The organism is Aquiflexum balticum DSM 16537 (assembly GCF_900176595.1).
Classification (GTDB): Bacteria; Bacteroidota; Bacteroidia; order Cytophagales; family Cyclobacteriaceae; genus Aquiflexum; species Aquiflexum balticum.
Genome location: NZ_LT838813.1, coordinates 151,166 through 177,394 on the forward strand (window position 1 = coordinate 151,166; position 26,229 = coordinate 177,394).

A 26,229-nucleotide genomic window follows, 5' to 3' on the forward strand; every position below is an offset into this window, starting at 1 on the left:
GAAATTCATTTAAATGGGTGATATCCTGTAAGATTGGCGAATGGACATTCAATCTTGTATGGCATAAATTTCCCTTTTTTATCAAAATTATAGAGGAATTTTCCTGATTTTTAATGCCTTCCGGGTTATTCCAGTATGTCTGGTGCACCTATTTTGGACGACAAAGGAATGAAATTCAAAGACCTTAAAAAAACGGACAACTAGATGAACCGAGGATTGCGGCCGGAGATCCTGTACTCGCTCCAGTTGTCTAATAATATTGTTTCAATTACCGCAGGAAAAACTTTCATAATCTTCCTTAAAAATTGACCATAATCTATCATTTTCATCTCGATAAGTGATGGTGCCTGTCTCGTTATTGATACGGATATCTCTGCTAATTTCCAAAACGCTGCCATCATTCAACAATACAGTACAGCTGGAGTTGATTTCTTCAATTTCAAGGCAAGCACCCAACATTAACATCAGAATGCAAAAAACAAATACCCTTTTCATAATCCTTTTCATTTTAAATAGCCTCAAAAATAGTGTTTTCATTGAAATCACAAGTAACTTTTGTACAAACTTTTGATTTTCAAGAGTTATTCTGAAACCAAAGTGATAGACTGATTTCCATCCAATTACCTTTTGATATAGGCAGTTTCTTCTTCTCTGTCGCGAATTTCCGGACCTGTATATCCTGTTGTCGGAAACGGAGACTCACTTTTCATACTCGAAAATTACTAACATTTTGTTAGTAACAAAATGTTAGTAATTTCCACTAAAAAACATGAATAAAAGATATAAAATGCCCATTAAAAGAAAAAAGACCGATATATTCGGTCCTTTTTTCAGATTGATTTTTAAATAATAAGTTTGTATGCAATTATGCCAGAAGATTGGATATCTATGTTAATTCTCGTATGAAGACTGAAATGCCCGGTACATCGGTCTTCCGACTTCGGTCTTCCGTCCCGAGGGAAGAAGAATATAGGGTTACTGGCAAAGAAGCGTATATCCATATTAAAAAAACCATTACTTATGGCATCAAAGCAGCCACTCCAGGCAATACTTTCCCTTCCATGTGCTCCAATAATGCACCACCCCCGGTAGACACATAAGACACTTTATCGCCAAAACCGAACTTATTGACAGCAGCAGCCGAATCGCCACCACCAATCAAAGAAAAGGCTCCTCCTTCTGTTGCCTCAGCAATAGCTTCAGCCACCGCAACCGTACCGTGAACAAAGCTGCTCATTTCAAAAACGCCCATAGGACCGTTCCAAAGAATAGTTTTGGATGATTTGATTACATCAGCGAAAAGTTTTCTGGTCTCAGGTCCGATATCCAAGCCCATCCAACCATCAGGGATTTCACCTGCTTTGGAAAGTCCTTGTTCGGCATCATTGGCAAAAGACTTGGAAATGACTGTGTCCAAAGGCAAAATGATTTTCACTCCTTTTTGCTCAGCCTTTTTCATCAATTCCAAAACAAAGTCCAGCTTATCTTCTTCACATAAAGAATCTCCGATTGTCCCTCCTTTAGCTTTGGAAAAAGTATATGACATCCCTCCCCCAATAATCAGATTATCAACTTTTCCCAGCAACCTTTCAATGATCAATATCTTATCGGATATTTTGGCACCTCCCATAATTGCAGTATAAGGTTTTTCGGGATTTTCAAGAACTTTATCTGCATTTTCCAATTCGGATTTCAGTAAAAACCCACTTGCTTTGGTACTGAAAAACTGGGCAATTACAGCAGTCGAGGCATGGGCTCTATGTGCAGTACCAAAGGCATCATTGACGTAGACATCTCCAAGGGAAGCCAGCTTCTTTGAAAATTCCTCATCTCCTTTTTCCTCTTCTTTATAAAATCTGAGGTTTTCCAATAAAAGTACCTCCCCGGGCTTAAGTCCTGCAGCAAGATTTTTAGCTTCTTCTCCTATGCAATCAGGTGCAAATTTTACAGATTTTCCGAGCAACTTTTGAAGACTGGTGACTACGTGCCTTAATGAATATTTGTCAATAGGACCATCCTTAGGCCTACCCAAATGGGACATTAAAATAACTGAACCTCCATCAGAGAGAATCTTCTCTATGGTAGGAATGGCAGCACTGATTCTGGTATCATCGCTGACATTTTGATGTTCATCCAAGGGAACATTGAAGTCCACTCTAACAAGTGCTTTTTTCCCCTTAAAGTCTAAATTTTCAACACTTTTGATTCTGTTGTTCATGCTTTTTGTTGTTTAAATGGTTTGAGGACTGAGGTTGGAAAACTCTTTAATTCACTTGGCTTAACCTGCGAATAATTGTGAAACCCATTTGACTCATGTCCTTTATTTTTTCAAGATCAATATATTCTGAAAATTGCAATTCAAATTCTGTCTTCAATCATTCATGACAGCTGCTCTTCTCAGCCTATCATTAATTGCCCTACCTAAACCCAGTTCGGGCAAAAGCTCTGATAAAATTACAGAAACATCCATGGTATCCAAAGCCCTCATGGATGCAAATAATTTTTTTGCTGCCTCCTTGACATCCCTGTTTTGACTGAGCTGAATCTGAAGGCTTTGAGGCACATTTTTGAATTCATCTGAAAATGAAAGTACTCCAAAAGGAATTCCCTTGGAAAGATATTCCTCCACAAGCAATTCCAGATCACCCAAAACAAAGGTTTTTTTTGGCGAATAATGGCTTTTCAACATTCCTGGTGATTTGGGATTACTGCTGGAATGAGTCATAATCTTTACTTTACCTACAATCCCTTCTATATCTTTTACATCCAATCCTCCAAGTCTGTATATAAAAACTTCTCCATTTTCAAGTCCCACTATAGTACTTTCCAATCCTACTTCACATAAACCTCCATCCAAAATATATGGGATTTTTTCTCCCAATTGATCATTTACATGACTTGCCTGAGTAGGACTGATATAACCAAAAGGATTGGCGCTTGGGGCCGCCAAGGGAAAATCCAAAATTGACAACAGCTCTCTTGTCAAGGGGTGGCTGGGTACGCGGACAGCTACTGTGTCCAAACCACTGGTAACCAAGTCAGGTACTATGCTTTTTTTTGGTAAAAGCATAGTCAATGGTCCTGGCCAAAATTTTTCTCCAAGGGGAACAAGAATATCAGGAATTTGAACTGTAAACTCCAAAACCCTTTCCATAGACGAGGTATGAATAATCAATGGATCAAAATTTGGCCGGTTTTTGACTTCAAAAATCTTTGCGACCGCATCAGGATTCAAAGCATTTCCTGCCAGACCATATACAGTCTCAGTAGGAATACCCACCAAGTCCCCCTGTTCCAAAATGGCTTTGGCTTTGAATATATCTTTTCCTATTTCCGCCATCAGTCCTGACAAAAATCCTCAATCCAGGATTTAGCTTCTGAAAATCCCAGATTCAAAGCCAATTTAAGATTGGCACATCCGTCTTCCTTTTGACCAAAAGCACTCATTTGAGTAACTCCAAGTAGGTAATACGCTGCTCCGTTCCTGTTGTCCAATTTGACAGTATTATTCAAGGATCCAATGGCTCCAACAGGATCATTGTTTCCGAGTTGAGCTTTGGCTTTATTGAATTGTGCCAATGGAAGATTTGGATTGTCCTGCAGCACTACATCAAAATCAAAAATAGCATCCTCGTATTCTTCAAGACCCAACAAGGCCAGGCCCCTATTGTAATAAACATCCCCTTGCTTCGCATCAAGGCCGTTTGCCATGTTATAATCCAACAAGGCCTCTTTATATGACTTTTTTTCAAGGTAGGCATTACCCCTATTGAAAAACGGTTTATAGGAAGTCGGATCCAATTCTATGGAAGAAGTGAATGCTTTGATGGCTTCATCAAAATTCCCCTGTTGAAAAAGCGCAACACCTTTGGCATTAAAGGCAGAAGTATTTTCAGGATTTTTTTGGATCACCCGATCAAAATATTCGATGGATTTTTGATATTGAGATGATTCCATCAGTTTGATTCCCTCATCAAATAATTCTTGTTCAGACGGACTACATCCAAAAAAGAATACAAAAAAAGTCACCCAGATAAAGTATTTTTTCACAACTATTTGATTTTGGGCAAAGATAATGAATTATGACGCTTATGAGGACTATCTCATCATTTTTGCTGCATATTCTGCCGGAACAGGTACAGGGCTCATTGTTTCCATATTCACTGAAACCATGGTGGTGGTTGATTCAGCAAATACTCTCATTTCTCCTTTTTCGGTTTCTCCCATGACCACTTGTTCCAATACAAATGACGTATTGCCGATTTTAATACACCTGACATAAACAGCAGGCTTATCCATCAAATGAACAGGCAGTCTATAATCGATCTGAATATTTGCCACAACTGTTCCGATCTTTAAAATATCCCAACCGCAAAACTGAAAAAGATATGAAGCCCTGGCGTGTTCAAGATAGTTGAAAAAAATACCGTTATTGACATGCATATAGCTATCAATATCAGAAAATCTTACCTGTACAGGGACAGAAAAATGAAAAGAGGACAAAACGTCCTCTATGCTAAATTTCTTCATTTTATTAAAACCTTTGAAATACTTTTAAAGCAGAATTTCAGATTTACTTGTTTTTTCCAACATCCTGAGAATGGATTGGTTGGGACCAACGAAATCTTCCACGGCGTCAAATGAAATCCAGGCCAAATCCCTGCTTTCCTCCGAAATCACCAAAGGTTCATTCATTTCAGCTTCAATCAAAAACCTGACATCATAATGAAAATGTTCAGGAACATTTCCACGTTCAGGAATAGTATGTCTGTCAATATCAAATATCCTTGAATCAACCAATCTGAGTGAAGTCAGCCCACTTTCTTCCTGTGCCTCAGCCAAAGCCACCTGCATCAAGTTTTCATGACCATCTGCATGTCCACCCAACTGAAGCCATTTATTCAGTTTCCTATGGAGTGCCATCAAAGAATGAGTTCTTCTTTTGTTGACAATCCAGGCAGAAGCTGTAAAATGCCCCTGCAACCTTTCTCTTGAAAAGGCCAAATCATCATAGGTAAGATCAATAAAATCCTGGACAAAGGATGCTTCTTCTTCAAAAGGCGTACGGTACTTTTCGAGATTTTCTCTCAGTGATATTCTATCCATAATATTTAAATGCTTTCAAATAATTCTTCAACAAAAAGGTCAAAAGGTTTTGCGGGCCTGTACAAATGATCCGAATATACGGTAACTAAAATTTTCAGATAACTTGGCTTATCATTTACACTGACTTTTTCTATACTAACATTGCCAAATAACTGATCGATTTTTTGGGTTAAATCAGCGGTATTCAAAGGGGGTTTAAAATATTGCTTTTCGGTTGTCCTGACATTTTCCTGAATTTCTTCAATTTTTCTGTCGAGACTCACCCTTTGATATCCCAAATCTAACATTCGCCTTCCAAAAGCAAAGAAAAGTTGGGAAAAAGTTTTTTCATTAAACGGACTTTCATAAGAAACAGCAAACCCATTTGCATAAGGAGAGTTGAGAATATGTATTTCCGGATGGGCGTTAATTCCTGATTTTTTGAAATGATAATTTTTAAAAACCAATTTAATCAGTGATTCACCTTCATCTGAGGTCAACCAAGAATCTGTATTTTCCTTTTCTGATTCAGTCTGGGTAAAATTTTCTTTGATAGTAACGGGACTGGATTTTTTTGGAAACAGCTTACCCAATACATCTTCTATAAATGAAGCCATCAGCTTTTGATTTTATAAATTCCATCGGATAGGGTATAAATTAGACCCTCTTCCTCCATTTCTCTCAAAACTTCAATGGTCCTTTTCTTATTATCCAATCCCGGAACTTCCTTGATAGTATTTAAAGAAAACTCTATTCCATCAGTTAAAGTTTGAAAAATCTTATTTTTGACTTTTTGATAAATGACTTCATTAGACTTTTTGTTTTCCAGGCAAACATCACAAATACCGCAATGCTGTTCTGAATTCTCTCCAAAATAATTAGATATCTGATTGGACCTACATACAGCAGTATTTCTTACATAAGCAATCATGGACTTGGCTTTTGAAATGGCATTTTGCCTTCTATCTTCTATTCTCTTATTATTCAAAGGAAGTTTCCCTGCATCAAATCGTTCAGTCAGAAAGGTGATTTGTGGCATGTCCTTTCTTTTGTCATAGGCCAATATCCCAACCTGATCCAGATATTCCAACTGTTTGATCAGCTCTTTTTCCTCAACACCGAGATTTTTTGCCAACTTGGATTCGTAAATCTTAAAAAATTCAACAAACAATTCACCGCCATAAGTCCTTAGCAAAAGTTTGATCAAAACATCGAGCTTGGCATTAGCAATCTGGAATTCGTATAATTTACTTTGGTCTACCAAGAAATGAATAGAAGAAGGTGAATAAAAATTCTCGCTCAATTCCAGAAAACCTTCTTCCTGCAAAACTTTCAATGCATTGTAGGTGGGCAACATTTCCAGGCTGTATGTAGTGATAAAAGTAGCCAGTTCAAAATCAAAACTTTCCATAAAACCACTTCCTACAGCCATCCGAAAGTAATTTGCCAGACACTGATATACTTTCTTAAGGAATTCTATCGGTGGATAAGCCATCATGGCCTTTTCTATCAAGGTATTCAGATCCTGCTCATTGGTAAGCAAAACCCCATAAGCTTTTTTTTCATCCCTTCCTGCACGGCCCGCCTCCTGATAGTAATTTTCAAGGTTTTCAGGAAGGTCCATATGGACCACCAGTCGCACATCGGGCTTGTCAATACCCATCCCAAAAGCATTGGTCGCTACCATGGCCCTCACCCGGTTCTGCTTCCAATCATGCTGTCTTTGTTCTCTGATCTTATTATCCAACCCCGCATGATAAAATGTCGCGGATACCCCACTCTGATTCAGCACTGATGCAATTTCCTTGGTTCCTTTCCGGTTCCTCACATAAATAATGGCACAACCAGGAACTTTCCTGAGTATTTCAATGGTCTTTTCCAATTTGTTTTCAACCATCCTCACTGAATAGCTGAGATTTTTTCTTGAAAAGGATTTGACAAAAACCTGGGGGTTTTTCAACTGTAGCTTGTCAATGATGTCTTCTTTTACTTTCGGAGTAGCAGAAGCTGTCAGTGCCAAACAAGGTATCTCGGGATGAAATTCGCGGATTTTGGCTATTTCCAGGTAAGGTGGACGAAAATCATAACCCCACTGGGAAATACAATGTGCTTCATCAACAGCTATCAGATTGACTTTCATCTTTTTGAATCGCTCTAAAAAAATCTCTGTTTTCAATCTCTCCGGAGATACATACAAAAATTTATAATTCCCATAAATGCAATTGTCCAAAATTGTATCAATTTGTCTTTTACCCATCCCGGAATAAATAGCTGCTGACAATATTCCTTTTTTTCTGAGATTATCCACCTGATCCTTCATCAAGGCTATCAAAGGACTGACCACTATACAAATACCATCCAAGGCCAAAGCGGGTACCTGAAAGCAAACCGACTTCCCTCCCCCTGTAGGCAACAATGCCAAACTGTCTTTTTTTTCCAGTACAGAAAGCACAATTTCCAACTGAACAGGACGGAAATCACTGAATCCAAAAACTGACCGGAGAATATTTTGGACTTTTTCTTTCAACTTACCAACTTATTGATTCTTTGTTCAAAAAAGCAGCAATGCCTCTTTGGCAGTCGGCTGTACTCCTGGCTTTTGCATTCATGGAGGCTGCATATTCCAACCCTTTTTCTAATTTTTTTTCCTGAACTCTGGCGATCATTTCTTTGGTAAGTGCCAAAGACTCGCCCGAATTATTCCTTATCAGTTTTTTTGCGTAGGACAAAACCTTTTCCTCCAGTTCATCCTGCGCTACAACCCAATTAACTATCCCCATATTTTTGGCCTCTCCTGCATCAATCAAATCACCATCCAACAGCAATTGTCTGGCTTTTCCCTCACCGATTTTCCTGATTAAAAACACTTTCACAATGGCGGGTACAAAACCGATTTTCACTTCTGTGTAGCCAAATTTGGCTTCAGGAACAGTGAATGAAAAATCGCAGACCGTTGCCAATCCACATCCGCCTGCCAAGGCATGTCCTTGGATTTGAGCTATCACCACTTTAGGCAATGTGTAAATCAAAAAAAACAAATCCTTGAGATTGCGGCTGTCTTCGAGATTCTCTTCATAGGTATTGGATTGCAAAGATTGCAGATATGCCAAATCAGCCCCAGAACAAAAAACTTTCCCTGCAGCTTTGATTACAATGACTTTGACCTCTTTATTTTCATTGAAGCTGATCAGGGCCGATTTGATAGATTCAACCATTTCCGCATTCAATGCATTTCTTTTTTCAGGCCTATTGAGTTCGATAAAACCTATTCTCTCTGTGGTGAAGGTATTGATGGGATTGTCCATTCCTATCTTTTTGTGTGATATGATTGCAGTTCTTTATAATAAGAAAGATAGACTACAGGATTTGCTCTTCCAAAATTCGTTTCATTTAAATCGGACTTTAAGGGCATTCCCATCTATACTCAAAGTATCCTTTGGAATTATTTGCTCCCATTTAATTGTGTTCCATTCATAAATCGACCCAGTCTTGTCCAAAGAAGAAAATGAAATTGACCTGCCTAAAAGATCAATATCCAGTCCCGGATCAGGCATTGGGATTTTTACTTGATTTTCTTTTTGTAATACCTTCAAGGGATAAAGTGCTTTTGCTCCCAAAGCAGTCCTGTTGGGTTGGACTTTATAGCTGATATCTGCTGAGGAAGCATCATCAAGATAAAAAAGATTGTTACCTGAAATAAAATCAACCGCCAATCCCTTGTCTATGGAATAAAACAAGAGTTCTTGTCTGTTTTTATCCTCAATTGAATTAAGAATTCTAATTACTCCAAAAAAGATAAGAAATAGCAAAAAAGCTATTGCCGGCTTTTTACCCGGATTAACCCACAAAACAATCATCAAAATCAACATTACCCAATAAATAAATATGGAGAAGGAAGATAGACTGATTTCAGAGATTCTTGAATAAGGCAGATCCTGAATCCAAAAAATAACGGCATTTACTGAAAAAATCAGTTTATCAGTCACCCAGGAAAGCCATTGACCCAAAAACGGGACTTCCGCAAAAACCATAAAGGGAACACCAAAAGACATAATCAAAAATGCCCCCGGAATAGCTATAAGATTGGATAAAATAAAATATGATGGGAAAACATGAAAGTAATAAGCTGAAATGGGGAAAGTGGCCAATTGTGCTGCCAATCCCACTGTGGTAATCTGCCATGCATATTCAAAGAATTTGTTTTTTGGAATCCAAATACGGACCAACAAGGGCTGAATAATGATTATCCCCAATAATGCCAAATAGGAAAGCTGAAAGCCGACAGCATAGATCAGAAATGGATCATATACCAATAGAATCATGGCAGATAGTGCAATGGCATTGAAAATGGAGGGACTTCTTGATTTCATCTGTGCTAAAGCCATCAAAGAAAACATGGTTGCTGCCCGCATGACTGAAGGAGACATCCCGGTCAGCAGGGCATAACACCATATCAACAAAATGATGGCTGACAAATAAATCACCCTTTTGGTAACCGGAAGCCTAAATGGCTTAACAAAGAGAAAAAAGAAACCATAAATAATTCCCACATGCAATCCTGAAACCGCTAGAATATGCATTGCGCCTGCGGTCACATAGGCTTCGCTGACCTCTTTTTCAAGATTTTTCTTTTGACCTAACAAAAGCGCTTTGGCAATCTGATTGCTGTTTTGGTCACTAAAAAATTTATCCATACTATTCATGACCCTTGATCTGATGCTGATAAAAAAATCTTCTATAGGCCTTTCGGATACCCTGCCTATTCTTTCAAAATTATCCCCGATAAAATGCTGATGGGAAATTTGCTGCCTCAGCATAAATAGGCTGTAATCAAATTCTTTTGGATTCTTGGGCTTTTGAATCAACTGGGGGCTTCCTGATATCCATATCAAATCTCCCGGCCATAGCTGTTTTTCGGATTTGTGATAAACCAAAACCTCCCCTTCTGTTTCCAACATCATTTCCCCATCATATACTTTTTTTACGGAGACCCTGTTCGCTATAGAGTTGGTCTTTGGCTCATCCAAAGACATCACAACGCCCAAATAGGACTTGATTTCAGACGCTGTATTGATCAGATGAAAAGGCTGATTCCTGATATCTCTTTGATAACTGAAAAAATAACCACAAAGAATCAATATAACGTAAGCAGTCCAAGGTAACAAAGATTTAAATCCAAAGGATCTCCTTTTTATATTCAGGATAATACAAATCAGATATAGAATATAGCAAGAAAGTATAGCAAATATTATCGTCCGAACTGAAATAAGAGAAGTATAGGGATAAATCAATATTCCTATAATAAAAAAAACCAGGTACCTTAAAAAAGGAAATTCCGAGAAGCGCATGGGTTAAAAATTTCCCATTAAATTACCGATAAAAAAATAAAAAGGAGTCATCACTGACTCCTTTTGGTTAATATTAAACGTTTAATTTTTTATTCAGAATCTGTAACCAACGTTGAAGCCTGCTTTGAATTCCACTGCTGAAAACTTATCATTGACAGGTTCAGAAAAGCCTCTGCCAATTCCTGCAAAGGGACCGAAAGCGAAGTTATTATAGTTCCATCTATATCCACCAATTAAACCAAGGTAGCCGCTATTCAGGCTTGTGACCTCAGTGATATTATCCACTACATCGGTAAAATCTCCAAATCTGTATTTAAAGTAAGGCGAAATATAGATTTTGCCATTATCATCACCTGCAAAGAAAAAATTGTAGGAAACGAGAACTGAAGTAGCCGAAAAACTCCTATCACCACTGGACGAACTATACCCAAACCTATCATTGAGATGCAATTCTACGCCTACTGACTGGTCATGTCCCACAAAGAAATCATATCCTATCTCGACAGAACCCAGAAGTATTGTATTTAAAAAATTCAGTCTGATTTCACCCTTAGGGTCCTCAAGCGACTGAGCATTGGCAATGGGGCTCAATACGGCCAAAATTGCAATTACAAATAATATTTTTTTCATAATTAAGTTTCAATATCAAATTTTTTTAACTCACAAATATAACTCCATTTTGAAATGTTGGATGTTACATTCTTCAAACATTGGTCCAACTTTGCTAAATCCAAATTTTGAGTAAAGAGGCATGGCATCCAATTGGGCATGCAAATAGAGCTTTTTGCCTTTGGCCTCAGGGCTAGCGGCAATGTCACTTATGACTGCTTGTACCAGCGCATAACCAACTCCTGCTCCTCTCATATCTTTCAAAACTGCAAATCTTTCCAACTTCACCCCTTTATCTGTAAATCTCCAACGGGCAGTCCCAGCAGGCTGCTCACCGATTTTGGCAAGAAAATGAGTGGATGTGGATTCAAACTCGTCATATTCTTCAGAAGGATCGACCTCTTGTTCAATTACAAAAACATCCTCTCTGATTTTGAAAACGGTGTTAAGCTGCTCCTTCGTCAGAACTTTTTCTACTTGGATTAGCTGATCTTCTTTCTTCTTTTTGGGCTTCATCTTTTTCGTACGCTTCTATGATTGATTTGACCAATTTATGTCGGATGACATCTTTACCGCTTAGGCTTACAATACCAATGTTTTTCACATCTCTCAAAACATGCAGTGCCTCTTTCAGTCCTGATTTCTGTCTATTGGGTAAATCCACCTGCGTCTGATCTCCTGTAATGATTACCTTGGAATTAGGTCCCATTCTGGTCAAAAACATCTTAATCTGTTCACTAGTGGTGTTTTGTGCTTCATCCAACAAAACAAAGGCATCATGGAGTGTCCTTCCTCTCATATAGGCCAAAGGGGCAATTTCAATCACCCTTGTCTCCTGATAATACTTCAATTTTTCAGGTGGAACCATATCAGAAAGCGCATCATAAATTGGCCTTAAATAAGGATCAAGTTTCTCCTGCAAGTCTCCGGGCAAAAATCCCAGATTTTCCCCAGCTTCCACAGCAGGCCTGGTAATGATGATCCTTTTTACCTCTCGGTTTTTCAATGCCCTGACGGCAATAGCTACAGCGATATAAGTTTTCCCGGTTCCGGCAGGTCCGAGAGCAAAAACCAGGTCATTTTTAAATGCAGATTCAACGAGTTTTCTCTGATTGGCAGATTTGGGTTTTACAACAAGACCTTTGTTACCATATAAAATGACATCATCCTTTTGGTTTTCCTCAAAAGGTGCCCCTTCCAGTGCAATATATTCCTTGACATTGTCAGGTGTCACCTGTCCAAATCTGTGGAAATGCTGTAAAAGCATATTGAGGAGATCATTGATTCTGAGTATTTCGGGTGCACGGCCTTGTATCCGGATTTCGTTTCCTCGTGATATAATTTTGCTTTGGGGAAAAGCAGAAGCTATTTGACGGATATTCTCGTTTTCTGATCCTAAAAAGTCCAGTAGCGGAATGTTTTCTAAAGTAATTACTTTTTCTACCAAGCTATTCTAATTGATTTATGGATTGTCCCTATGGTGTAAGGATAAAATTCCTAATTTTGTTCACACCTGGTACAAAAATACGAAATTTTAACTGACTTGCTTCTATGGCATTGATAACATTCACCTCGGATTTCGGAGATGGGGACTTTTACGTCCCGGCGGTTAAGGCTAAGATGTTATCCATAAACCCCCAACTTAACATTGTGGACATCACCCACAAAATCGATGTTTATGATATCGCACATGCTGCATTTGTGCTGAAATCCATATATAGAGATTTCCCGAAAGGTACTATTCATCTTGTTGCCATGAACAGTACAAGCAGTGCTACAGATGGTTATATTGGCATAAAGCTGGATGAACATATTTTCCTGGGACCAAACAACGGTGTACTCAGTCTATTGTCGGATTACGACCCGGGGATTGTGGTGCAGTTTGCTGATGCCCATGTGAAAACAAGTACTTTTCCTATAAAGGATATCCTTGCACCCATTGCAGCAAAAGTAGCATCAGGTGCTGCGATCCATGATTTTGGAGGACCATTGATGCAGATCAAGAAAATGATTCCCCGACAATTCAAAGCTTCAAAAAAACAGATCCTTGGACATGTAATCCGGGTGGACAATTACGGCAACCTGATCACAAATATTCCAAAAAGTGTATTTGAGCAGCTCAATCCAGGAAAATACAGCATTGAATTCGGGAGGGAAAAACTTCCAAAACTCCATCAATCCTATGATGATGTGGACGCAGGGGATTGTTTTGCATTTTTCAACAGTGTAGATCTGCTTGAAATCGGCATCAATGTGGGGCATGGCGCTGACTTATTGGGGCTGCGTCATGATAGTCCGGTTTTTATCAACTTTGAGGTGAATCAATAATGCTGATAAGGGTAGTTAGAATGACATTCAAAGAAGAAAAAGTGGGTGAATTTTTGGAGAACTTTGAGGCCAACAAAGAAAAAATCAGAAATTTCCCGGGATGTTATCATTTGGAACTTTGGCAGGATGAAAACAACCAGCATGTTTTTACAACTTATAGCCATTGGAAGAACGAAGAATCGCTGAATCAATACCGTGATTCCGAGCTGTTTAAATCCGTTTGGGCAGTTACCAGGCCTCTTTTCTCCGGAAAGCCTTTTGCTTTCAGTTCAAAAAAAATTGTAGAACTGCCTTAAATTGGCTTGCAAGGAAAAAAATCTTTACTCATATTTGCATCCCGTTCAGTAAGGGACGGGAATAATTGAAATGCCCAGGTGGCGGAATTGGTAGACGCGTTGGTCTCAAACACCAATGAGGTTACACTCGTGCCGGTTCGACTCCGGCCCTGGGTACTCAAATTAAAAAGCTCCTTCTTTAATAAGTTGGAGCTTTTTTTATGTTACAAACCATAATACTTTACCACCTCATCGTAATTGTTAAAATCCAATGCAGGTGCATTTAGCCTTCCGCTTGGCATTTGGGTGATAGGAATAGTAATAACCCGTACCTCTCCATAATTTTCACCAGGTCCAGCACTCCGCTGAGTCCTTACACTGACATTGGAGCCTATACTCAGCCACCATACCCGATAGGTAGAGTTTCCGCTGATACCCTGACCAGGAATCGGGTATTTAACATTAACACTTGTATCAACAAGGTACACAAAGAAAAGATGGGCATCTACCTGAGGTCCAATTGCTGGAATACTGACAAAATAGGAGGCACTCACTCCATAATTATGTCCTGGAAAAGTGTAAAGCCTGACATTGGACTGACCTGGTTCACCCTGCACCCCTTGAGGACCGGCTGGGCCAGCGGGACCTGTTGGGCCTGCCGGCCCCTGCGCTCCGGTTGCTCCAGTGGCTCCCGTAGCTCCAGGAACTCCCTGTTCTCCTTGGATACCTTGGTCGCCTTGCGGACCTTCTGGTCCTTCAAACATCTCACAGGATGCGATAAAAAAAAGAGAAAAAACGAGAACTAAACCTAATGACTTTTTCATGTGATATGGATTAAATTATTATTGATAAATACTACAAGACCAAGTATAAATAAGACAACTACCTAAAAAAATCAAACAGTTACTCCGATAATTGAAGCCACCAAATTTTCAATTATATAGATACAAAAATAAATCTAATTAAAAAATCTTTTCCTCCAAGATCAAATTTCAATAAGGAAGCTCTTCATCTCCAAAATCCAAGTCAAAATCTTTTGGGAGATCTTTAAGCCTGTCGATACAGGGACAATATTCTTTAAAAGCACAACCTTCAGGTGAGCCGGAACAATAATCAAATGTCATAAAGCCATGATTTACTATTGCCGTTTTTTCATTGAGTGTCTCCACTGTCATTGAATAGGCGATGGTTATTGGCAGATTATCCGGTAAATCAATATCCAAATTCCAACTGCTCATCATTTTATTGAATGCTTTGCAGACTAATATCATATCCTCCTCAGAAAGTTGATCAGCGGGAGGGAAATCTTCTACTTTCAAACCGCAATAATCACCAAAGGTATTTGGCGGATCATTTGCAAGCCAATTTTCGATTTCTTCAAAATGTTCTTCCATGGTCTGGGGATGGGAGAAATCCTCTTGGGGTTTTCTCCGATATGCCTTTGCAATATCATCGAGCAGGTGTGGAATGTAGGGATGCATATTTTAGGAATGGTTGATGGAACATAAAAACATGTGTACAGCTTATTGAATAAGGTCTAATTTATTTCTATTTTCATTTTAAAACAAACCAATGGAAATCACCACCTACACAAAATTCAAGCAAAATCTCAAAACATTTTTGGACAAGGTATCCAATGACCAAAGCCTTCTTTATGTCACAAGAACAAACGGCGAAGATGTCGTGGTGCTTTCCAAAGCCGATTATGAAAGCCTGGTGGAAACTTTTTACCTTTTAAAAAGTCCAAAAAATGTTGAAAGGTTACTGAAGGGTATCAGGGAATTTGAAAAAGGGGTGGGTGAAGAAAACAATTTAATTGAATAAGCTATTTGCCACAAAAATCATTTCTTTTAAGTAGGTGTTTGTAAAATTACCTGTATGGCAGTAAACAGATGGAAAGGGATTATTTATTTGGGATTTCATTCAAAAATTGATATTCCTGAAAGGGGTTGGGATGAACAATGAACAGCTATAATATTTATACTTTTTTCATCAAATAGCACATAGATAATCCTATAGCTTTTATAAATAATCTCCCTAATACTTTCATTATTTAGTTCTGGAACAACTCTCCCAATCTATGGGAAAGCAATTATTAAATTTTCCTTATCAAAGATCCGGTCAGTAATTTCTTCGGCGTACCGTGGGGAAACTTGCTTATAATATTCCCGAATCTCAAAAATATTCTCAATGGCTTCCTTGGACCATTTTATTTTGACCATTCTTTAATCATTTTTTTTGCTTCAGAACTCGTATAGGTTTCTCCTTTCCCAACCTGCTCGATCCCAATTTCTATTTTATTGATCAGGATAAGTTTTTCCATTAAATCATCAATGGAGAACTGTTCAGGCATCTCTTTTAATGTTTGGAGGACTTTTTCTTTTGTTATCATTTCCTTATACTTTTCATTAAAGATACAAATTCAAATAGATTAGAAAAACTGTGAATCACAATCCCTTTACCCTCCTCCCAAACTCCTCCAACCCCTTATCTCCAAAATCCAAGTGCGTCACAAACCGAATCTGACCTTTACCGAATCGGACAGCTTTGATTTCTTTTGCAGCAAGTTTGGTGAGCATTTCTTCAGGTGAAATTCCTTTTAGTCTGGCAATAACAATATTGGTAGCAACCGGAAAAACCTCTGAAACCAAGGGGTGATTTTCCAGCATTTTACCCAATTCCCTGGCACGGGCATGGTCTTCTTTCAATCGACCGATGTGATGGTCTAAGGCATAAATTCCTGCAGCTGCCAAAAAACCTGCCTGCCTCATTCCACCTCCGAAAGCTTTCCTGACTTTTCTTGCACGCTTGATTTCCGCTTTGGTTCCCAAGAGAACAGAACCTACAGGACAACCCAATCCCTTACTCAAACAGACCGATATCGTATCAAAAATTTGTCCCCATTCTTTTGGATTTTCATCTGACTCCACCAGTGCATTGAAAACCCTTGCCCCGTCCAAATGAAGTTTCAATCCGTTTTTTTCACAAACATCCTTGATTGGCCTGACTTCTTCCAAGGTGTAAATACTGCCTCCGCCTTTGTTCATCGTATTTTCCAAAGAAACCAAGGTCGTCTCGCAGGCATGTACATCATCCGGACTGATATTTTCTGCAATATCCTGAGCGCTGATCTTGCCATAAGCTCCATCCAAAAGTTTGACTGAAGCATGGGAATTGGACATGATGCCACCGCCTTCATAAAGATAAATATGGGAATATTTATGGCAAATAACCTCAGTCTGTGGCCGAGTGTGCAATCTGATGGCAATCTGATTGGTCATGGTACCGGAGGGACAGAAAAGCCCAGCCTCCATCCCAAATATGCCAGCTAGTTTCTCTTCCAGCTTGTTTACCGTAGGATCTTCACCAAATACATCATCCCCTACTTCTGCTGCCCACATGGCTTCGAGCATGCCCTTTGTGGGCTTGGTAAGGGTATCGGAACGTAAATCTATATTCATATTTGTAGTTATAAATAATTTGAAGCCATCACCAAGATCGAGAATGGGGAAAACAAGATCCAATTCTTTCTCTCACCTTTTGTCTTACTTCTATGGTCTTATTTTGAAATACTTTTTCTTAGAACTTTCTTCAGGAATCAAATTTTGAATTGCTTTGGCTGCTTCGATTGGTCTGTCTGTGGCCAGAATATCTGCCCCGCGCTGCACCAATCCCACATACACCTCATCCCCTCTTGCTTTTGCACTGTTGTCCAGATTACCCATTACTCCTAAGATGGTATAAATACCTCTTTGATGTAGGATATCATTGAATGCCGGCAATCTGGAGGATACTCCTGTAAAGGCTATAATATTTTCAGAAGGAATTCCTGATTCATCGATCTTCTTCAATTCCTCATCATTTCTGATAGTGACAGAAAGCATCAATTCGGAATGGAGGTTGTAGATTTTTTTTGCGGATTCTACATTGTAGGTTATCACTGCGGCATAAGGTTCTGCCTGTTGGGATTTAATAGCTTCTACCACCATTTCAAAAGGAACATCCCGCTTTATATCTACGGTAAACAAAACCTTACCTTTACCCCAGTTCAATACCTCCTCAAGAGTCGGAACAAGAAAATCCGTTTCAATTCCATCCTTATCAACCAAATTCAGAGAACGGATTTCTTCAAAAGTCAAATCAATCACTTTCCCCTTTCCGTTTGTCGTCCTGTCTACCGTATTGTCATGCATCAAGACCAAGACGGAATCTTTGGTAATCGCCACATCAAACTCAATGATAGCTGAGGTATGCTGGATGACATTTTCAAATGCTTCCAGGGAGTTTTCGGGAAATCCTTGATAAGGACCGCCCCGATGGGCAGAAACCAATGGAATCCTGTCAGAGGTCCAATTGTAGAATTCTTTTGCATCCTCAAAAGAGTTGACAATTATTCGGTATTCACTATTTGCAAGCTCCGGTTGTTCTCCCTCATTAAGTTTTTTGTTGGGATTGGAACAGGAAATGACCCAAGCTACTAAAAACAGGATTGGAAGGATTAATCTACTTTTACGCATCGTTTTTGTCTTTTTTGAACCAAGAGTCTAATCTACTTTTTCGGTTTTCAAAATGATCTTCCATGTCTTTCAACTCAAGGTTAATGGCCTGATTGGAAATCAAAATCTCGACCAGGGAAATGGCCAAAGAAATCAACAAAGTAAACATACTGCCTATAAAAACATAATCAGCAACAGGTTGAGCTTCAATAAATATCAAATACATACAGATCACACAAAGCAAAAAACTCAAAACTCCACAAAGCTGCATATACTTGATCATACTGACTCTTTTTTTGAGATTTTTGATCTGATCAATGATAATATCCTGATCGGGATTTTCCATGTATTTTTTATGAAGTCCGCGTATCAGATTGGCAACGGCCAAAAACCTATTGGTAAATGCCAACATCATGAGGGTAATGGCAGAAAATAAAAGGGCCGGGGTTGAAAGTTGTAATTCCATGAATTTGGATTGAGATTCCAAGTTGGGCAAATTTTAGAAAAGAGTGAAATAAAAACCCGCCTTAAGCACCATTATTAAAAAAATCACGTGAAGGTTCCATTTTTAATTGGCGAAAACCTTTTGAATTCACTTGGTAAAATCTATGGATAAAATGAAAAACACAAGAACAAATGAATGCTCTTGTGTTTCTCTTAATTTATTTCCAACCAGATTAAAGGTGAATCACCTCACCGTAAGCCTGTGCAGCTGCTTCCATAATGGCTTCGGACATGGTAGGATGCGGATGTACTGTTTTGATCAATTCCATTCCGGTAGTTTCCAGCTTACGTATAGCTACTATCTCAGCAATCATCTCAGTGACATTCGCCCCTAGCATGTGTGCACCCAACAATTCTCCGTATTTGGCATCAAATACCAATTTCACAAATCCATCTTTGGCACCTGCCGCAGAAGCTTTGCCTGAGGCAGAGAATGGGAATTTACCCACTTTAACATCATATCCGGCATCTTTAGCCTGAGCTTCGGTATATCCAACCGAAGAAATTTCAGGAATACAATAAGTACATCCCGGGATATTGTTATAATCCAAAGGTTCAGGATGATGTCCTGCTATTTTCTCCACACAGATAATGCCTTCAGCTGAGGCTACGTGTGCCAATGCGGGACCGGTAGTCACATCTCCGATGGCATAGTAGCCCGGCATATTGGTTTTATAGAATTCGTCGACTTTGATTTTTCCTTTCTCCACCAAAATCCCGACATCTTCCAAACCGATATTCTCTACATTGGAAACCACACCAACTGCCGAAAGAACGATATCACATTCGATAACAGATTCAGCGCCTTTTTTATCTTTTACGGTTACTTTACAGCCTTTCCCTTTGGTATCTACGGCAGTTACCTCAGTACTTGTCATGATTTTTATACCGCCCTTTTTATAGATTTTCTCCAAAGCCTTTGAAACTTCCTCGTCCTCATTGGGAACTATACGGTCCATAAATTCAACTATAGTCACCTCGACTCCGATGGCACTATAGACATATGCAAATTCAACGCCTATTGCCCCAGAACCCACTACTACCATTTTCTCAGGCTTTTTATCAAGAGTCATTGCCTTGCGATAACCAACAATTTTTTCATTGTCGATTTTCAATGCAGGAAGTTCTCTTGCCCTTCCTCCTGTTGCAATTATGATGTGATCGGCAGAATAAACAGTCTTTTTCCCATCCTTATCTTCCACTTCGATCTTCTTTCCTGCCTGTACTTTTCCCCAGCCCAAAAGTTGATCGATCTTATTTTTTTTCATCAAAAACTGAACTCCTTTGGACATCCCCGCAGCTACATCACGGCTTCTTTTGATCATGTTGGGAAAATCCACAGAAGCCTCTTTCACTTTGATTCCATAATCTTCCGAATGATTGATATATTCGAAAACCTGTGCACTCTTGATCAATGCTTTGGTAGGGATACAACCCCAGTTCAAACAGATACCACCCAATTCAGCAGCTTCGACAATAGCAGTTTTCAATCCTAATTGGGAAGCCCTTATTGCTGCGACATATCCCCCCGGGCCAGAACCCAAAACAATCAAATCATATTTCGTTGAAGACATTTTCTTAATATTTAATTTTCAAATTAGCTATGCAAAAATAGGGCTTTTGGGGAGAGAAAAAAATCTAAATGAGATGTTAGACGTGAGACTTGAGATGTGAGAGAGAGGAGAGTAGAGAGGTGGAGATTACTTGACAACTATTGCAGATGAAAAAAAAGCGTCACGGGAGCATAAATGATAAAAAGTAAAAAAAGCTTGTCCTTGTCATTTCGAACGTAGAGAGAAATCTTTTGCTCCGAATCAAAATTGACAGACCTCTCCTGCCGTCCATGTGACAAGGCAAAGTCTTACTAAGTAGTTATCCTTGCTTTAAAATTCATACAAGTTTAGGGCCGGGACTTTTTGAAAGCATTTATGAAAACATATTAGCCTTTGAAATAGTAAATGGCTTTTTGGAATAATTGATTTGTGAAATATTCATAAGGCAAATAAAACATTGAGCCTCTGTGTCTCTGCGTGCAAAACAAAAATTCATTACTTTTGACGATCAAACAAATTAATACAACATGGGATTATTAAGCGGAAAAACAGCTCTGATCACAGGAGCATCTAAGGGAATAGGAAGAGCCATTGCCATCCGATATGCACAGGAAGGTGCCAACGTGGCATTTACATATTTATCCAGTGTGGAAAAAGGTCAAGCGTTGGAAAATGAACTTTCAGCATTCGGTATCAAGGCCAAGGGTTACCGTTCTGATGCCTCTGACTTCAAAGCTGCCGAGGAATTGATTAATGCCGTGGTCGCAGAATTCGGCTCTTTGGATATTCTTGTGAACAATGCCGGGATTACCCGGGACAACCTGCTGATGAGAATGACTGAAGAAGCTTGGGATGAAGTCATCGGGGTAAACCTTAAATCCTGCTTCAATACTGTCAAAGCCGCAACGCGTCCTATGATGAAAGCCAAGTCCGGTTCCATCATCAACATCACTTCTGTGGTAGGCATCAAAGGGAATGCCGGACAAGCCAATTACGCAGCTTCCAAATCCGGGATTATTGGCTTTACCAAGTCTGTGGCTTTGGAATTGGGATCAAGAAACATCAGGGCAAATGCCGTGGCACCAGGTTTTATAGAAACTGAAATGACAGCCGTATTGGATGAGAAAACCGTCCAAGGCTGGCGAGACGGTATCCCGATGAAACGTGGTGGACAACCTGAAGAGGTAGCCAACGCCTGTGTGTTCCTAGGTTCTGATATGAGTTCTTATATTTCAGGACAGGTGCTTCAAGTGGATGGCGCGATGTTGACTTGATTTAAAAAAAAAGACAGTCCGAAGACTGTCTTTTATATAAATTTAGTTATTCTTATTTCTTGCCAGGAAAAATCGCTGACTCTCCCAATTGCTCTTCAATCCTAAGCAACTGATTGTATTTAGCCATTCTGTCTGATCTGGAAGCAGAACCGGTTTTGATTTGACCACAATTCACAGCTACTGCCAAGTCAGCAATAGTAGAATCTTCTGTTTCTCCTGACCTGTGTGACATTACTGCTGTAAAGCCAGCCTTATGTGCCAAGGCAATGGCATCAAGTGTCTCGGTCAATGTTCCTATTTGGTTTACTTTGACAAGGATGGAGTTTGCTGATTTTTCTTCGATACCCCTTTTAAGGAACTTGACATTTGTTACAAAAAGGTCATCTCCGACTAATTGGACTTTATCTCCGATTTTAGCGGTAAGCATGGCCCAACCAGCCCAATCTTCTTCCGCAAAACCATCTTCTATGGAATCAATGGGGTATTTTTCAGTAAGTTCGGCAAGATAGTCTACCTGTTCTTCCCTGCTTCTTACTTTTCCGGTAGGTCCTTCGAATTTGCTATAATCATATTTTCCGTCTTTGTAGAATTCCGAAGCTGCACAATCCAATGCTATGGTTACTTGATCACCGGCCTTGTAGCCCGCGTTTTTGATGGCATCCAACACACATGCCAAAGCTTCTTCAGTACCTCCTGAGAAATTAGGTGCAAAACCGCCCTCGTCACCCACAGCGGTACTGAGGTTTTTATCATGGAGTATTTTTTTCAAATGATGGAAAATTTCAGCACCCATCCTGATCGCTTCAGAGAAACTGGAAGCACCAACCGGCCTTACCATAAATTCCTGAAAAGCAATAGGAGCATCAGAATGAGAACCACCATTAATGATGTTTAACATTGGAACTGGAAGTGTATTGGCATTAACACCACCAATGTATCTGTAAAGCGGCTGACCAGCTTCCATGGCTGCTGCTTTGGCCACTGCCAAAGAAACACCAAGAATGGCGTTTGCACCTAGTTTACTTTTTGTAGAAGTGCCATCTAGATCTATCATGATCCTATCTATCAGATTTTGCTCAAAAACATCCATTCCAAGCAATTCGGGAGCAATGATATCATTCACGTTGGAAACGGCTTTAAGAACGCCTTTCCCAAGATATTTGGATTTATCCCCATCACGAAGTTCAACGGCTTCATTCACTCCGGTGGAGGCGCCACTTGGGACAGCAGCTCTTCCAAAAGCTCCGTTTTCAGTCACTACATCAACTTCCACAGTAGGATTTCCTCTGGAATCTAAAATTTGTCTAGCATGAATCGATTGAATCAATGTCATAATTTAAAAGGTTTAAGGTTGTTTAATTTTTTTTCAAGAGAGATATAAAGTCATCAAATAAATACCTCGAATCGTGTGGCCCGGGAGAAGACTCGGGGTGATACTGCACAGAGAATGCAGGCTTGTTTTTCAGTTTGATCCCAGCAACTGAGTTGTCATTTAAATGGATATGTGTTATTTCCACTAAATCACTTTTTTCTACATCTTCCCTATTGACTACGAAGCCGTGATTTTGTGATGTGATTTCGCTGGTGCCCGTTAAAAGATTTTTGATAGGATGATTTAATCCCCTATGCCCATGATGCATTTTATAAGTTGAAATACCACAGGCTTCAGCAAGAATTTGGTGACCGAGACAAATTCCGAAAATAGGTTTGTCAGTTCCCAAGATATCCTTGGTAGTCTTTACTGCATATTCCATTACAGCTGGATCTCCAGGTCCATTGGAAAGGAAATAACCATCCGGAGCCCAAGCTTCCATTTCATCCAAGGTCGTTTTTGCAGGAAAAACCTTGCAGTAAACACCTCTTTCTGCCAAACTTCTGAGGATATTTAGCTTAATACCAAAATCAAGACAGGCCACTTTGAACGAAGATTTTTCATCGCCAAAATAAAATGGTTCTTTTGTACATACTTTCGAGGAAAGCTCCAGACCATTCATATCCGGTATTTTATTCAACTCAGCTTTTAAACCAGCTAAATCTCCTTCAAACTCGGAACTGATGATGGCATTCATGGCCCCTTTGGACCTTATATGTCTCACCAGCTTTCGGGTATCAAGATCCGCTATTCCGGTAATGCCATATTTTACAAGATAATCCTGCAAAGAACTGCTTGCATCAAGACGGCTATAGATCTCTGAAAAAGAATTTACCACTATCCCGGCAATAGTTGGATGGCTAGATTCTACTTCAGAATCCAAGACACCATAATTACCGATATGAGAAGTAGTGGTAACTATAATCTGACCGGTGTAAGATGGGTCTGTGTAAATTTCCTGGTATCCGGTCATACCGGTATTGAAACAAATTTCACCGCCGTTGGTACCTGGGCTTCCTATTAGCGTCCCTCTAAACAGTGTGCCATCAGCTAAAAGAAGTGTTGCTTTTTGTTTGTTCATTTTGATTTTTTGGACTCGTCAAAGTTAAGAATTTTTAAAGTATAAGCCTTGGGAAATTGACAATGATATAAAAAAAGGGATTGAACCAAAGTCCAATCCCTTTTAAATATATCAGTTGATCATGCATGAATTATTCAGCAGACTTTTCTTCTTCATTATTTTCATCAGCCTGAGGTTCATCAGCTACCTCTTTAGCTTTAGCTACCGGAGTTGATTCAGCGACAGCACTTTCAGTTTTGCCCGGACTTCTCCTACTTCTTCTTGTTGTTTTCTTAGCTGGTTTAGCTTCTTTCAACATCAATTCGTTGAAATCAACCAATTCGATGATACACATTTCAGCATTATCTCCCAAACGGAATCCGGTTTTGATAATTCTCGTGTACCCACCGGTTCTTTCACCAACTTTTACAACTACTTCACCGAAAAGCTCTTTAATTCCTTCTTTGCTTTGAAGATAGGAAAAAGCAATCCTTCTGTTGTGTGTAGTATCTTCTTTTGCCCTTGTAATCAAAGGCTCTACATATTTTCTTAGCTCTTTGGCCTTGGCAAGCGTTGTAGAAATACGCTTGTGAAGAATCAGGGAAGTAGCCATATTGGAGAGCATCGCTTTCCTGTGACTGGCTGTCCTGCCAAGGTGATTGAATTTCTTACCGTGTCTCATTTTAAATTATTCTTCATCAAGTTTATACTTAGATAAATCCATCCCGAAGGTCAAACCTTTTTCTTGGATAAGTTGCTCAAGTTCTGCTAAAGACTTTTTACCGAAATTTCTGAATTTCATCATATCTGAAATTTCCAATTTGGCAAGGTCTCCAAGACTTTTAACATCAGCTGCCTTAAGACAGTTGAATGCACGAACAGAAAGATCCAAATCGCTCAAAGGAGTTTTCAGAAGTTTTCTCATGTGCAAAAACTCTTCATCTATCGGCTCCGGCTCTGATATTCCAGTGGAATCCAAGACCATAGTCTGATCTGAGAACAGCATAAAATGCTGAATAAGAATTTTTGCTGATTCCTGAAGCGCTTTTTCAGGGTGAATTGACCCATCAGTCGAAACTTCCAAGATCAACTTTTCAAAGTCAGTCTTTTGTTCAACCCTGGTGTTCTCCACACTGTATTTCACATTTTTGATAGGTGTGAAAATCGCATCAATTGGAATTACTCCAAAAACTTGCTCTTTTGGTTTAGACTCATCAGCGGGGAGATATCCTCTTCCTTTTTCCACTGTTAATTCTATTTCAAAACTCTTAGAATCATCTAAATGGCAAATAACCAATTCGGGATTCAATACCTCAAAAGAGGAGGTGAACTTGGCAATATCTCCAGCAGTGAAAAGAGATTGATTCTTTACTTCCACAGTGATTTTTCCGTCTATGGCATCATGGACTTTTTTAAATCTAACCTGCTTCAGATTCAGAATAATATCTGTCACATCTTCAACAACGCCCTCGACAGTGGAAAATTCATGTACTACACCTGGAAGCTTCACTGATGTGATGGCATAACCTTCAAGCGAGGACAACAAAATCCTCCTCAAGGCATTACCGATGGTGACCCCATAGCCCTTCTCAAGTGGCTTGAAGGTGAACAAACCGTGAAAATCATCGGCTTTTTCCATCACCACTTTCTCGGGCATTTGAAATGCTAATATGGACATATCAATAGTTCTATTTAAGTCTGAAAGTTTATTATTTAGAGTAAAGCTCGACAATCAACTGTTCTTTGATATTCTCTGGAATATCATCTCTAGTTGGAATTGATACAAACTTACCTGCTAAAGAGGTGTTATCCCACTCTAACCAAGGATAACGATTACTTTTACCTGCTAAGCTAGTTGATATTGCCTCAAGAGATTTTGAACGTTCTCTCACAGCCACAACATCACCTGGCTTTAAAGTGTAAGAAGGTATATTGACTACTTCACCATTTACAAGAACATGCTTGTGGGAAACAAGTTGTCTTGCTCCTCTTCTTGTAGGAGCTATACCTAATCTATAAACTACATTGTCCAATCTTGATTCCAACAATTGGAGAAGATTTTCACCTGTAATACCTTGTTTTCTTGAAGCAATACCAAACATTTTGGCGAATTGTCTTTCCAATACACCATAGATGTATTTTGCTTTTTGCTTTTCAGCAAGCTGGATAGCGTATTCGGATTGTTTTTTTCTTCTACCTCTTCCATGTTGTCCAGGAGGGTAATTTTTCTTTTGGAGAGCTTTGCTATATCCTTCGATAGGTTCGCCGAATCTTCTGGCGATCTTTGACTTTGGACCTGTATATCTTGCCATTCTATATCTTCTT

The 26,229-nt window shown here is 39.3% G+C and carries 30 protein-coding genes and 1 tRNA gene; 6 read left to right on the forward strand and 25 right to left on the reverse strand.

Annotated features, from left to right (window positions below):
• Nucleotides 1-264 precede the first annotated feature (264 nt).
• From B9A52_RS00625 to B9A52_RS00685, 13 genes are all read right to left on the reverse strand, one after another.
• Entirely contained in the window at nucleotides 265-495 is a 231-nt protein-coding gene (locus B9A52_RS00625; RefSeq protein ID WP_157370034.1) for a hypothetical protein, read from the reverse strand.
• Nucleotides 496-1,018: 523 nt separating this feature from the next.
• Nucleotides 1,019-2,218, reverse strand: a complete 1,200-nt coding sequence (locus B9A52_RS00630; RefSeq protein ID WP_084118473.1) for a phosphoglycerate kinase — start codon at nucleotides 2,216-2,218, stop codon at nucleotides 1,019-1,021.
• A 153-nt stretch (nucleotides 2,219-2,371) separates the two neighbouring features.
• Nucleotides 2,372-3,340, reverse strand: coding sequence for an L-threonylcarbamoyladenylate synthase (locus B9A52_RS00635; protein ID WP_084118474.1), 969 nt, complete (start codon nucleotides 3,338-3,340; stop codon nucleotides 2,372-2,374).
• Complete coding sequence (locus B9A52_RS00640) at nucleotides 3,340-4,050, reverse strand: tetratricopeptide repeat protein (RefSeq protein ID WP_084118475.1); 711 nt, start codon at nucleotides 4,048-4,050, stop codon at nucleotides 3,340-3,342. Before B9A52_RS00640 ends, B9A52_RS00635 begins: the two co-directional genes overlap by 1 nt.
• Before the next feature lie 48 nt (nucleotides 4,051-4,098).
• Nucleotides 4,099-4,530: an acyl-CoA thioesterase gene (locus B9A52_RS00645; RefSeq protein ID WP_084118476.1), complete on the reverse strand. Its 432-nt coding sequence runs from the start codon at nucleotides 4,528-4,530 to the stop codon at nucleotides 4,099-4,101.
• Between the two features lie 24 nt (nucleotides 4,531-4,554).
• Complete coding sequence (locus tag B9A52_RS00650) at nucleotides 4,555-5,106, reverse strand: NUDIX hydrolase (RefSeq protein WP_084118477.1); 552 nt, start codon at nucleotides 5,104-5,106, stop codon at nucleotides 4,555-4,557.
• 5 nt (nucleotides 5,107-5,111) lie between these two features.
• A complete protein-coding gene (locus B9A52_RS00655) occupies nucleotides 5,112-5,702 on the reverse strand; it encodes a hypothetical protein (protein WP_084118478.1) in 591 nt (196 codons plus the stop codon).
• The gene (locus tag B9A52_RS00660; RefSeq protein ID WP_084118479.1) at nucleotides 5,702-7,612 is read right to left on the reverse strand and encodes a RecQ family ATP-dependent DNA helicase; all 1,911 of its coding nucleotides are present in this window, start codon (nucleotides 7,610-7,612) and stop codon (nucleotides 5,702-5,704) included. Before B9A52_RS00660 ends, B9A52_RS00655 begins: the two co-directional genes overlap by 1 nt.
• A gap of 1 nt (nucleotide 7,613) precedes the next feature.
• Nucleotides 7,614-8,390, reverse strand: coding sequence for an enoyl-CoA hydratase/isomerase family protein (locus tag B9A52_RS00665; protein WP_084118480.1), 777 nt, complete (start codon nucleotides 8,388-8,390; stop codon nucleotides 7,614-7,616).
• Nucleotides 8,391-8,471: 81 nt separating this feature from the next.
• Complete coding sequence (locus B9A52_RS00670) at nucleotides 8,472-10,433, reverse strand: ComEC/Rec2 family competence protein (protein WP_084118481.1); 1,962 nt, start codon at nucleotides 10,431-10,433, stop codon at nucleotides 8,472-8,474.
• A 93-nt stretch (nucleotides 10,434-10,526) separates the two neighbouring features.
• Nucleotides 10,527-11,063 carry a DUF3575 domain-containing protein gene (locus tag B9A52_RS00675; RefSeq protein ID WP_084118482.1) on the reverse strand — a complete coding sequence of 179 codons (537 nt, stop codon included), beginning with the start codon at nucleotides 11,061-11,063 and terminating at the stop codon, nucleotides 10,527-10,529.
• A gap of 30 nt (nucleotides 11,064-11,093) precedes the next feature.
• A complete protein-coding gene (locus B9A52_RS00680; RefSeq protein WP_084118483.1) occupies nucleotides 11,094-11,558 on the reverse strand; it encodes a GNAT family N-acetyltransferase in 465 nt (154 codons plus the stop codon).
• On the reverse strand, nucleotides 11,488-12,489 hold the full coding sequence (locus tag B9A52_RS00685; RefSeq protein ID WP_084118484.1) for a PhoH family protein: 1,002 nt from the start codon (nucleotides 12,487-12,489) through the stop codon (nucleotides 11,488-11,490). Before B9A52_RS00685 ends, B9A52_RS00680 begins: the two co-directional genes overlap by 71 nt.
• A gap of 104 nt (nucleotides 12,490-12,593) precedes the next feature.
• Here B9A52_RS00685 and B9A52_RS00690 point away from each other — a divergent pair, with 104 nt between their 5' ends.
• The 3 genes from B9A52_RS00690 (at nucleotide 12,594) to B9A52_RS00700 (ending at nucleotide 13,822) form a co-directional block, all read left to right on the forward strand.
• On the forward strand, nucleotides 12,594-13,370 hold the full coding sequence (locus B9A52_RS00690; RefSeq protein ID WP_084118485.1) for an SAM hydrolase/SAM-dependent halogenase family protein: 777 nt from the start codon (nucleotides 12,594-12,596) through the stop codon (nucleotides 13,368-13,370).
• Complete coding sequence (locus B9A52_RS00695; protein ID WP_084118486.1) at nucleotides 13,370-13,666, forward strand: putative quinol monooxygenase; 297 nt, start codon at nucleotides 13,370-13,372, stop codon at nucleotides 13,664-13,666. The genes B9A52_RS00690 and B9A52_RS00695 overlap by 1 nt, the downstream gene beginning before the upstream one ends.
• 72 nt (nucleotides 13,667-13,738) lie before the next feature.
• Nucleotides 13,739-13,822, forward strand: a tRNA-Leu gene (locus B9A52_RS00700).
• A 47-nt stretch (nucleotides 13,823-13,869) separates the two neighbouring features.
• On the opposite strand, the gene B9A52_RS26295 is transcribed toward B9A52_RS00700, so the two are convergent.
• Together B9A52_RS26295 and B9A52_RS00710 are read right to left on the reverse strand one after the other, a co-directional pair.
• Nucleotides 13,870-14,469: a collagen-like protein gene (locus tag B9A52_RS26295; RefSeq protein WP_084118487.1), complete on the reverse strand. Its 600-nt coding sequence runs from the start codon at nucleotides 14,467-14,469 to the stop codon at nucleotides 13,870-13,872.
• A 168-nt stretch (nucleotides 14,470-14,637) separates the two neighbouring features.
• Nucleotides 14,638-15,126 carry a hypothetical protein gene (locus B9A52_RS00710; protein WP_084118488.1) on the reverse strand — a complete coding sequence of 163 codons (489 nt, stop codon included), beginning with the start codon at nucleotides 15,124-15,126 and terminating at the stop codon, nucleotides 14,638-14,640.
• Between the two features lie 91 nt (nucleotides 15,127-15,217).
• Here B9A52_RS00710 and B9A52_RS00715 point away from each other — a divergent pair, with 91 nt between their 5' ends.
• A complete protein-coding gene (locus tag B9A52_RS00715) occupies nucleotides 15,218-15,469 on the forward strand; it encodes a type II toxin-antitoxin system Phd/YefM family antitoxin (protein ID WP_084118489.1) in 252 nt (83 codons plus the stop codon).
• A gap of 385 nt (nucleotides 15,470-15,854) precedes the next feature.
• Here the strand turns inward: B9A52_RS00715 and B9A52_RS00725 are convergent, their stop codons facing one another.
• The 5 genes from B9A52_RS00725 to lpdA all read right to left on the reverse strand — a co-directional run bounded on the left by B9A52_RS00725 (nucleotide 15,855) and on the right by lpdA (nucleotide 20,219).
• A complete protein-coding gene (locus B9A52_RS00725) occupies nucleotides 15,855-16,037 on the reverse strand; it encodes a hypothetical protein (RefSeq protein ID WP_084118490.1) in 183 nt (60 codons plus the stop codon).
• Nucleotides 16,038-16,092: 55 nt separating this feature from the next.
• Nucleotides 16,093-17,106, reverse strand: coding sequence for a threonine aldolase family protein (locus B9A52_RS00730; RefSeq protein WP_084118491.1), 1,014 nt, complete (start codon nucleotides 17,104-17,106; stop codon nucleotides 16,093-16,095).
• A 90-nt stretch (nucleotides 17,107-17,196) separates the two neighbouring features.
• The gene (locus tag B9A52_RS00735) at nucleotides 17,197-18,162 is read right to left on the reverse strand and encodes a glycerophosphodiester phosphodiesterase family protein (RefSeq protein ID WP_084118492.1); all 966 of its coding nucleotides are present in this window, start codon (nucleotides 18,160-18,162) and stop codon (nucleotides 17,197-17,199) included.
• Nucleotides 18,155-18,607, reverse strand: a complete 453-nt coding sequence (locus B9A52_RS00740; RefSeq protein ID WP_084123343.1) for a DUF2721 domain-containing protein — start codon at nucleotides 18,605-18,607, stop codon at nucleotides 18,155-18,157. Before B9A52_RS00740 ends, B9A52_RS00735 begins: the two co-directional genes overlap by 8 nt.
• Before the next feature lie 211 nt (nucleotides 18,608-18,818).
• On the reverse strand, nucleotides 18,819-20,219 hold the full coding sequence (lpdA, locus tag B9A52_RS00745) for a dihydrolipoyl dehydrogenase (RefSeq protein ID WP_084118493.1): 1,401 nt from the start codon (nucleotides 20,217-20,219) through the stop codon (nucleotides 18,819-18,821).
• Nucleotides 20,220-20,533: 314 nt separating this feature from the next.
• Here lpdA and B9A52_RS26485 point away from each other — a divergent pair, with 314 nt between their 5' ends.
• Both B9A52_RS26485 and fabG read left to right on the forward strand, forming a co-directional pair.
• The gene (locus B9A52_RS26485; RefSeq protein ID WP_197687290.1) at nucleotides 20,534-20,620 is read left to right on the forward strand and encodes a hypothetical protein; all 87 of its coding nucleotides are present in this window, start codon (nucleotides 20,534-20,536) and stop codon (nucleotides 20,618-20,620) included.
• Nucleotides 20,621-20,725: 105 nt separating this feature from the next.
• Nucleotides 20,726-21,472, forward strand: a complete 747-nt coding sequence (gene fabG, locus B9A52_RS00750) for a 3-oxoacyl-[acyl-carrier-protein] reductase (RefSeq protein WP_084118494.1) — start codon at nucleotides 20,726-20,728, stop codon at nucleotides 21,470-21,472.
• Nucleotides 21,473-21,524: 52 nt separating this feature from the next.
• Here the strand turns inward: fabG and eno are convergent, their stop codons facing one another.
• The 5 genes from eno to rpsD all read right to left on the reverse strand — a co-directional run bounded on the left by eno (nucleotide 21,525) and on the right by rpsD (nucleotide 26,216).
• Complete coding sequence (gene eno / locus B9A52_RS00755; protein WP_084118495.1) at nucleotides 21,525-22,805, reverse strand: phosphopyruvate hydratase; 1,281 nt, start codon at nucleotides 22,803-22,805, stop codon at nucleotides 21,525-21,527.
• A 22-nt stretch (nucleotides 22,806-22,827) separates the two neighbouring features.
• Nucleotides 22,828-23,925, reverse strand: a complete 1,098-nt coding sequence (carA, locus tag B9A52_RS00760) for a glutamine-hydrolyzing carbamoyl-phosphate synthase small subunit (protein WP_084118496.1) — start codon at nucleotides 23,923-23,925, stop codon at nucleotides 22,828-22,830.
• Nucleotides 23,926-24,055: 130 nt separating this feature from the next.
• Complete coding sequence (gene rplQ, locus B9A52_RS00765) at nucleotides 24,056-24,586, reverse strand: 50S ribosomal protein L17 (RefSeq protein WP_084118497.1); 531 nt, start codon at nucleotides 24,584-24,586, stop codon at nucleotides 24,056-24,058.
• Between the two features lie 6 nt (nucleotides 24,587-24,592).
• Entirely contained in the window at nucleotides 24,593-25,582 is a 990-nt protein-coding gene (locus B9A52_RS00770; RefSeq protein WP_084118498.1) for a DNA-directed RNA polymerase subunit alpha, read from the reverse strand.
• Between the two features lie 31 nt (nucleotides 25,583-25,613).
• Nucleotides 25,614-26,216 carry a 30S ribosomal protein S4 gene (gene rpsD, locus B9A52_RS00775; protein WP_084118499.1) on the reverse strand — a complete coding sequence of 201 codons (603 nt, stop codon included), beginning with the start codon at nucleotides 26,214-26,216 and terminating at the stop codon, nucleotides 25,614-25,616.
• Nucleotides 26,217-26,229 lie beyond the last annotated feature (13 nt).

Coding starts and splice junctions, on each gene's coding strand:
- B9A52_RS26295 (WP_084118487.1), bottom strand. CDS start 14,469: ATGAAAAAGTCATTAGGTTTAGTTCTCGTTTTTTCTCTTTTTTTTATC.
- fabG (WP_084118494.1), top strand. CDS start 20,726: ATGGGATTATTAAGCGGAAAAACAGCTCTGATCACAGGAGCATCTAAG.
- B9A52_RS00650 (WP_084118477.1), bottom strand. CDS start 5,106: ATGGATAGAATATCACTGAGAGAAAATCTCGAAAAGTACCGTACGCCT.
- B9A52_RS00770 (WP_084118498.1), bottom strand. CDS start 25,582: ATGTCCATATTAGCATTTCAAATGCCCGAGAAAGTGGTGATGGAAAAA.
- B9A52_RS00665 (WP_084118480.1), bottom strand. CDS start 8,390: ATGGACAATCCCATCAATACCTTCACCACAGAGAGAATAGGTTTTATC.
- B9A52_RS00695 (WP_084118486.1), top strand. CDS start 13,370: ATGCTGATAAGGGTAGTTAGAATGACATTCAAAGAAGAAAAAGTGGGT.
- rpsD (WP_084118499.1), bottom strand. CDS start 26,216: ATGGCAAGATATACAGGTCCAAAGTCAAAGATCGCCAGAAGATTCGGC.
- B9A52_RS00630 (WP_084118473.1), bottom strand. CDS start 2,218: ATGAACAACAGAATCAAAAGTGTTGAAAATTTAGACTTTAAGGGGAAA.
- rplQ (WP_084118497.1), bottom strand. CDS start 24,586: ATGAGACACGGTAAGAAATTCAATCACCTTGGCAGGACAGCCAGTCAC.
- lpdA (WP_084118493.1), bottom strand. CDS start 20,219: ATGTCTTCAACGAAATATGATTTGATTGTTTTGGGTTCTGGCCCGGGG.
- B9A52_RS00735 (WP_084118492.1), bottom strand. CDS start 18,162: ATGCGTAAAAGTAGATTAATCCTTCCAATCCTGTTTTTAGTAGCTTGG.
- eno (WP_084118495.1), bottom strand. CDS start 22,805: ATGACATTGATTCAATCGATTCATGCTAGACAAATTTTAGATTCCAGA.
- B9A52_RS00725 (WP_084118490.1), bottom strand. CDS start 16,037: ATGATAACAAAAGAAAAAGTCCTCCAAACATTAAAAGAGATGCCTGAA.
- B9A52_RS00645 (WP_084118476.1), bottom strand. CDS start 4,530: ATGAAGAAATTTAGCATAGAGGACGTTTTGTCCTCTTTTCATTTTTCT.
- B9A52_RS00635 (WP_084118474.1), bottom strand. CDS start 3,340: ATGGCGGAAATAGGAAAAGATATATTCAAAGCCAAAGCCATTTTGGAA.
- B9A52_RS00675 (WP_084118482.1), bottom strand. CDS start 11,063: ATGAAAAAAATATTATTTGTAATTGCAATTTTGGCCGTATTGAGCCCC.
- B9A52_RS00680 (WP_084118483.1), bottom strand. CDS start 11,558: ATGAAGCCCAAAAAGAAGAAAGAAGATCAGCTAATCCAAGTAGAAAAA.
- B9A52_RS00655 (WP_084118478.1), bottom strand. CDS start 5,702: ATGGCTTCATTTATAGAAGATGTATTGGGTAAGCTGTTTCCAAAAAAA.
- B9A52_RS00710 (WP_084118488.1), bottom strand. CDS start 15,126: ATGCATCCCTACATTCCACACCTGCTCGATGATATTGCAAAGGCATAT.
- B9A52_RS00625 (WP_157370034.1), bottom strand. CDS start 495: ATGAAAAGGGTATTTGTTTTTTGCATTCTGATGTTAATGTTGGGTGCT.
- B9A52_RS00690 (WP_084118485.1), top strand. CDS start 12,594: ATGGCATTGATAACATTCACCTCGGATTTCGGAGATGGGGACTTTTAC.
- B9A52_RS00670 (WP_084118481.1), bottom strand. CDS start 10,433: ATGCGCTTCTCGGAATTTCCTTTTTTAAGGTACCTGGTTTTTTTTATT.
- B9A52_RS00740 (WP_084123343.1), bottom strand. CDS start 18,607: ATGGAATTACAACTTTCAACCCCGGCCCTTTTATTTTCTGCCATTACC.
- carA (WP_084118496.1), bottom strand. CDS start 23,925: ATGAACAAACAAAAAGCAACACTTCTTTTAGCTGATGGCACACTGTTT.
- B9A52_RS00730 (WP_084118491.1), bottom strand. CDS start 17,106: ATGAATATAGATTTACGTTCCGATACCCTTACCAAGCCCACAAAGGGC.
- B9A52_RS00715 (WP_084118489.1), top strand. CDS start 15,218: ATGGAAATCACCACCTACACAAAATTCAAGCAAAATCTCAAAACATTT.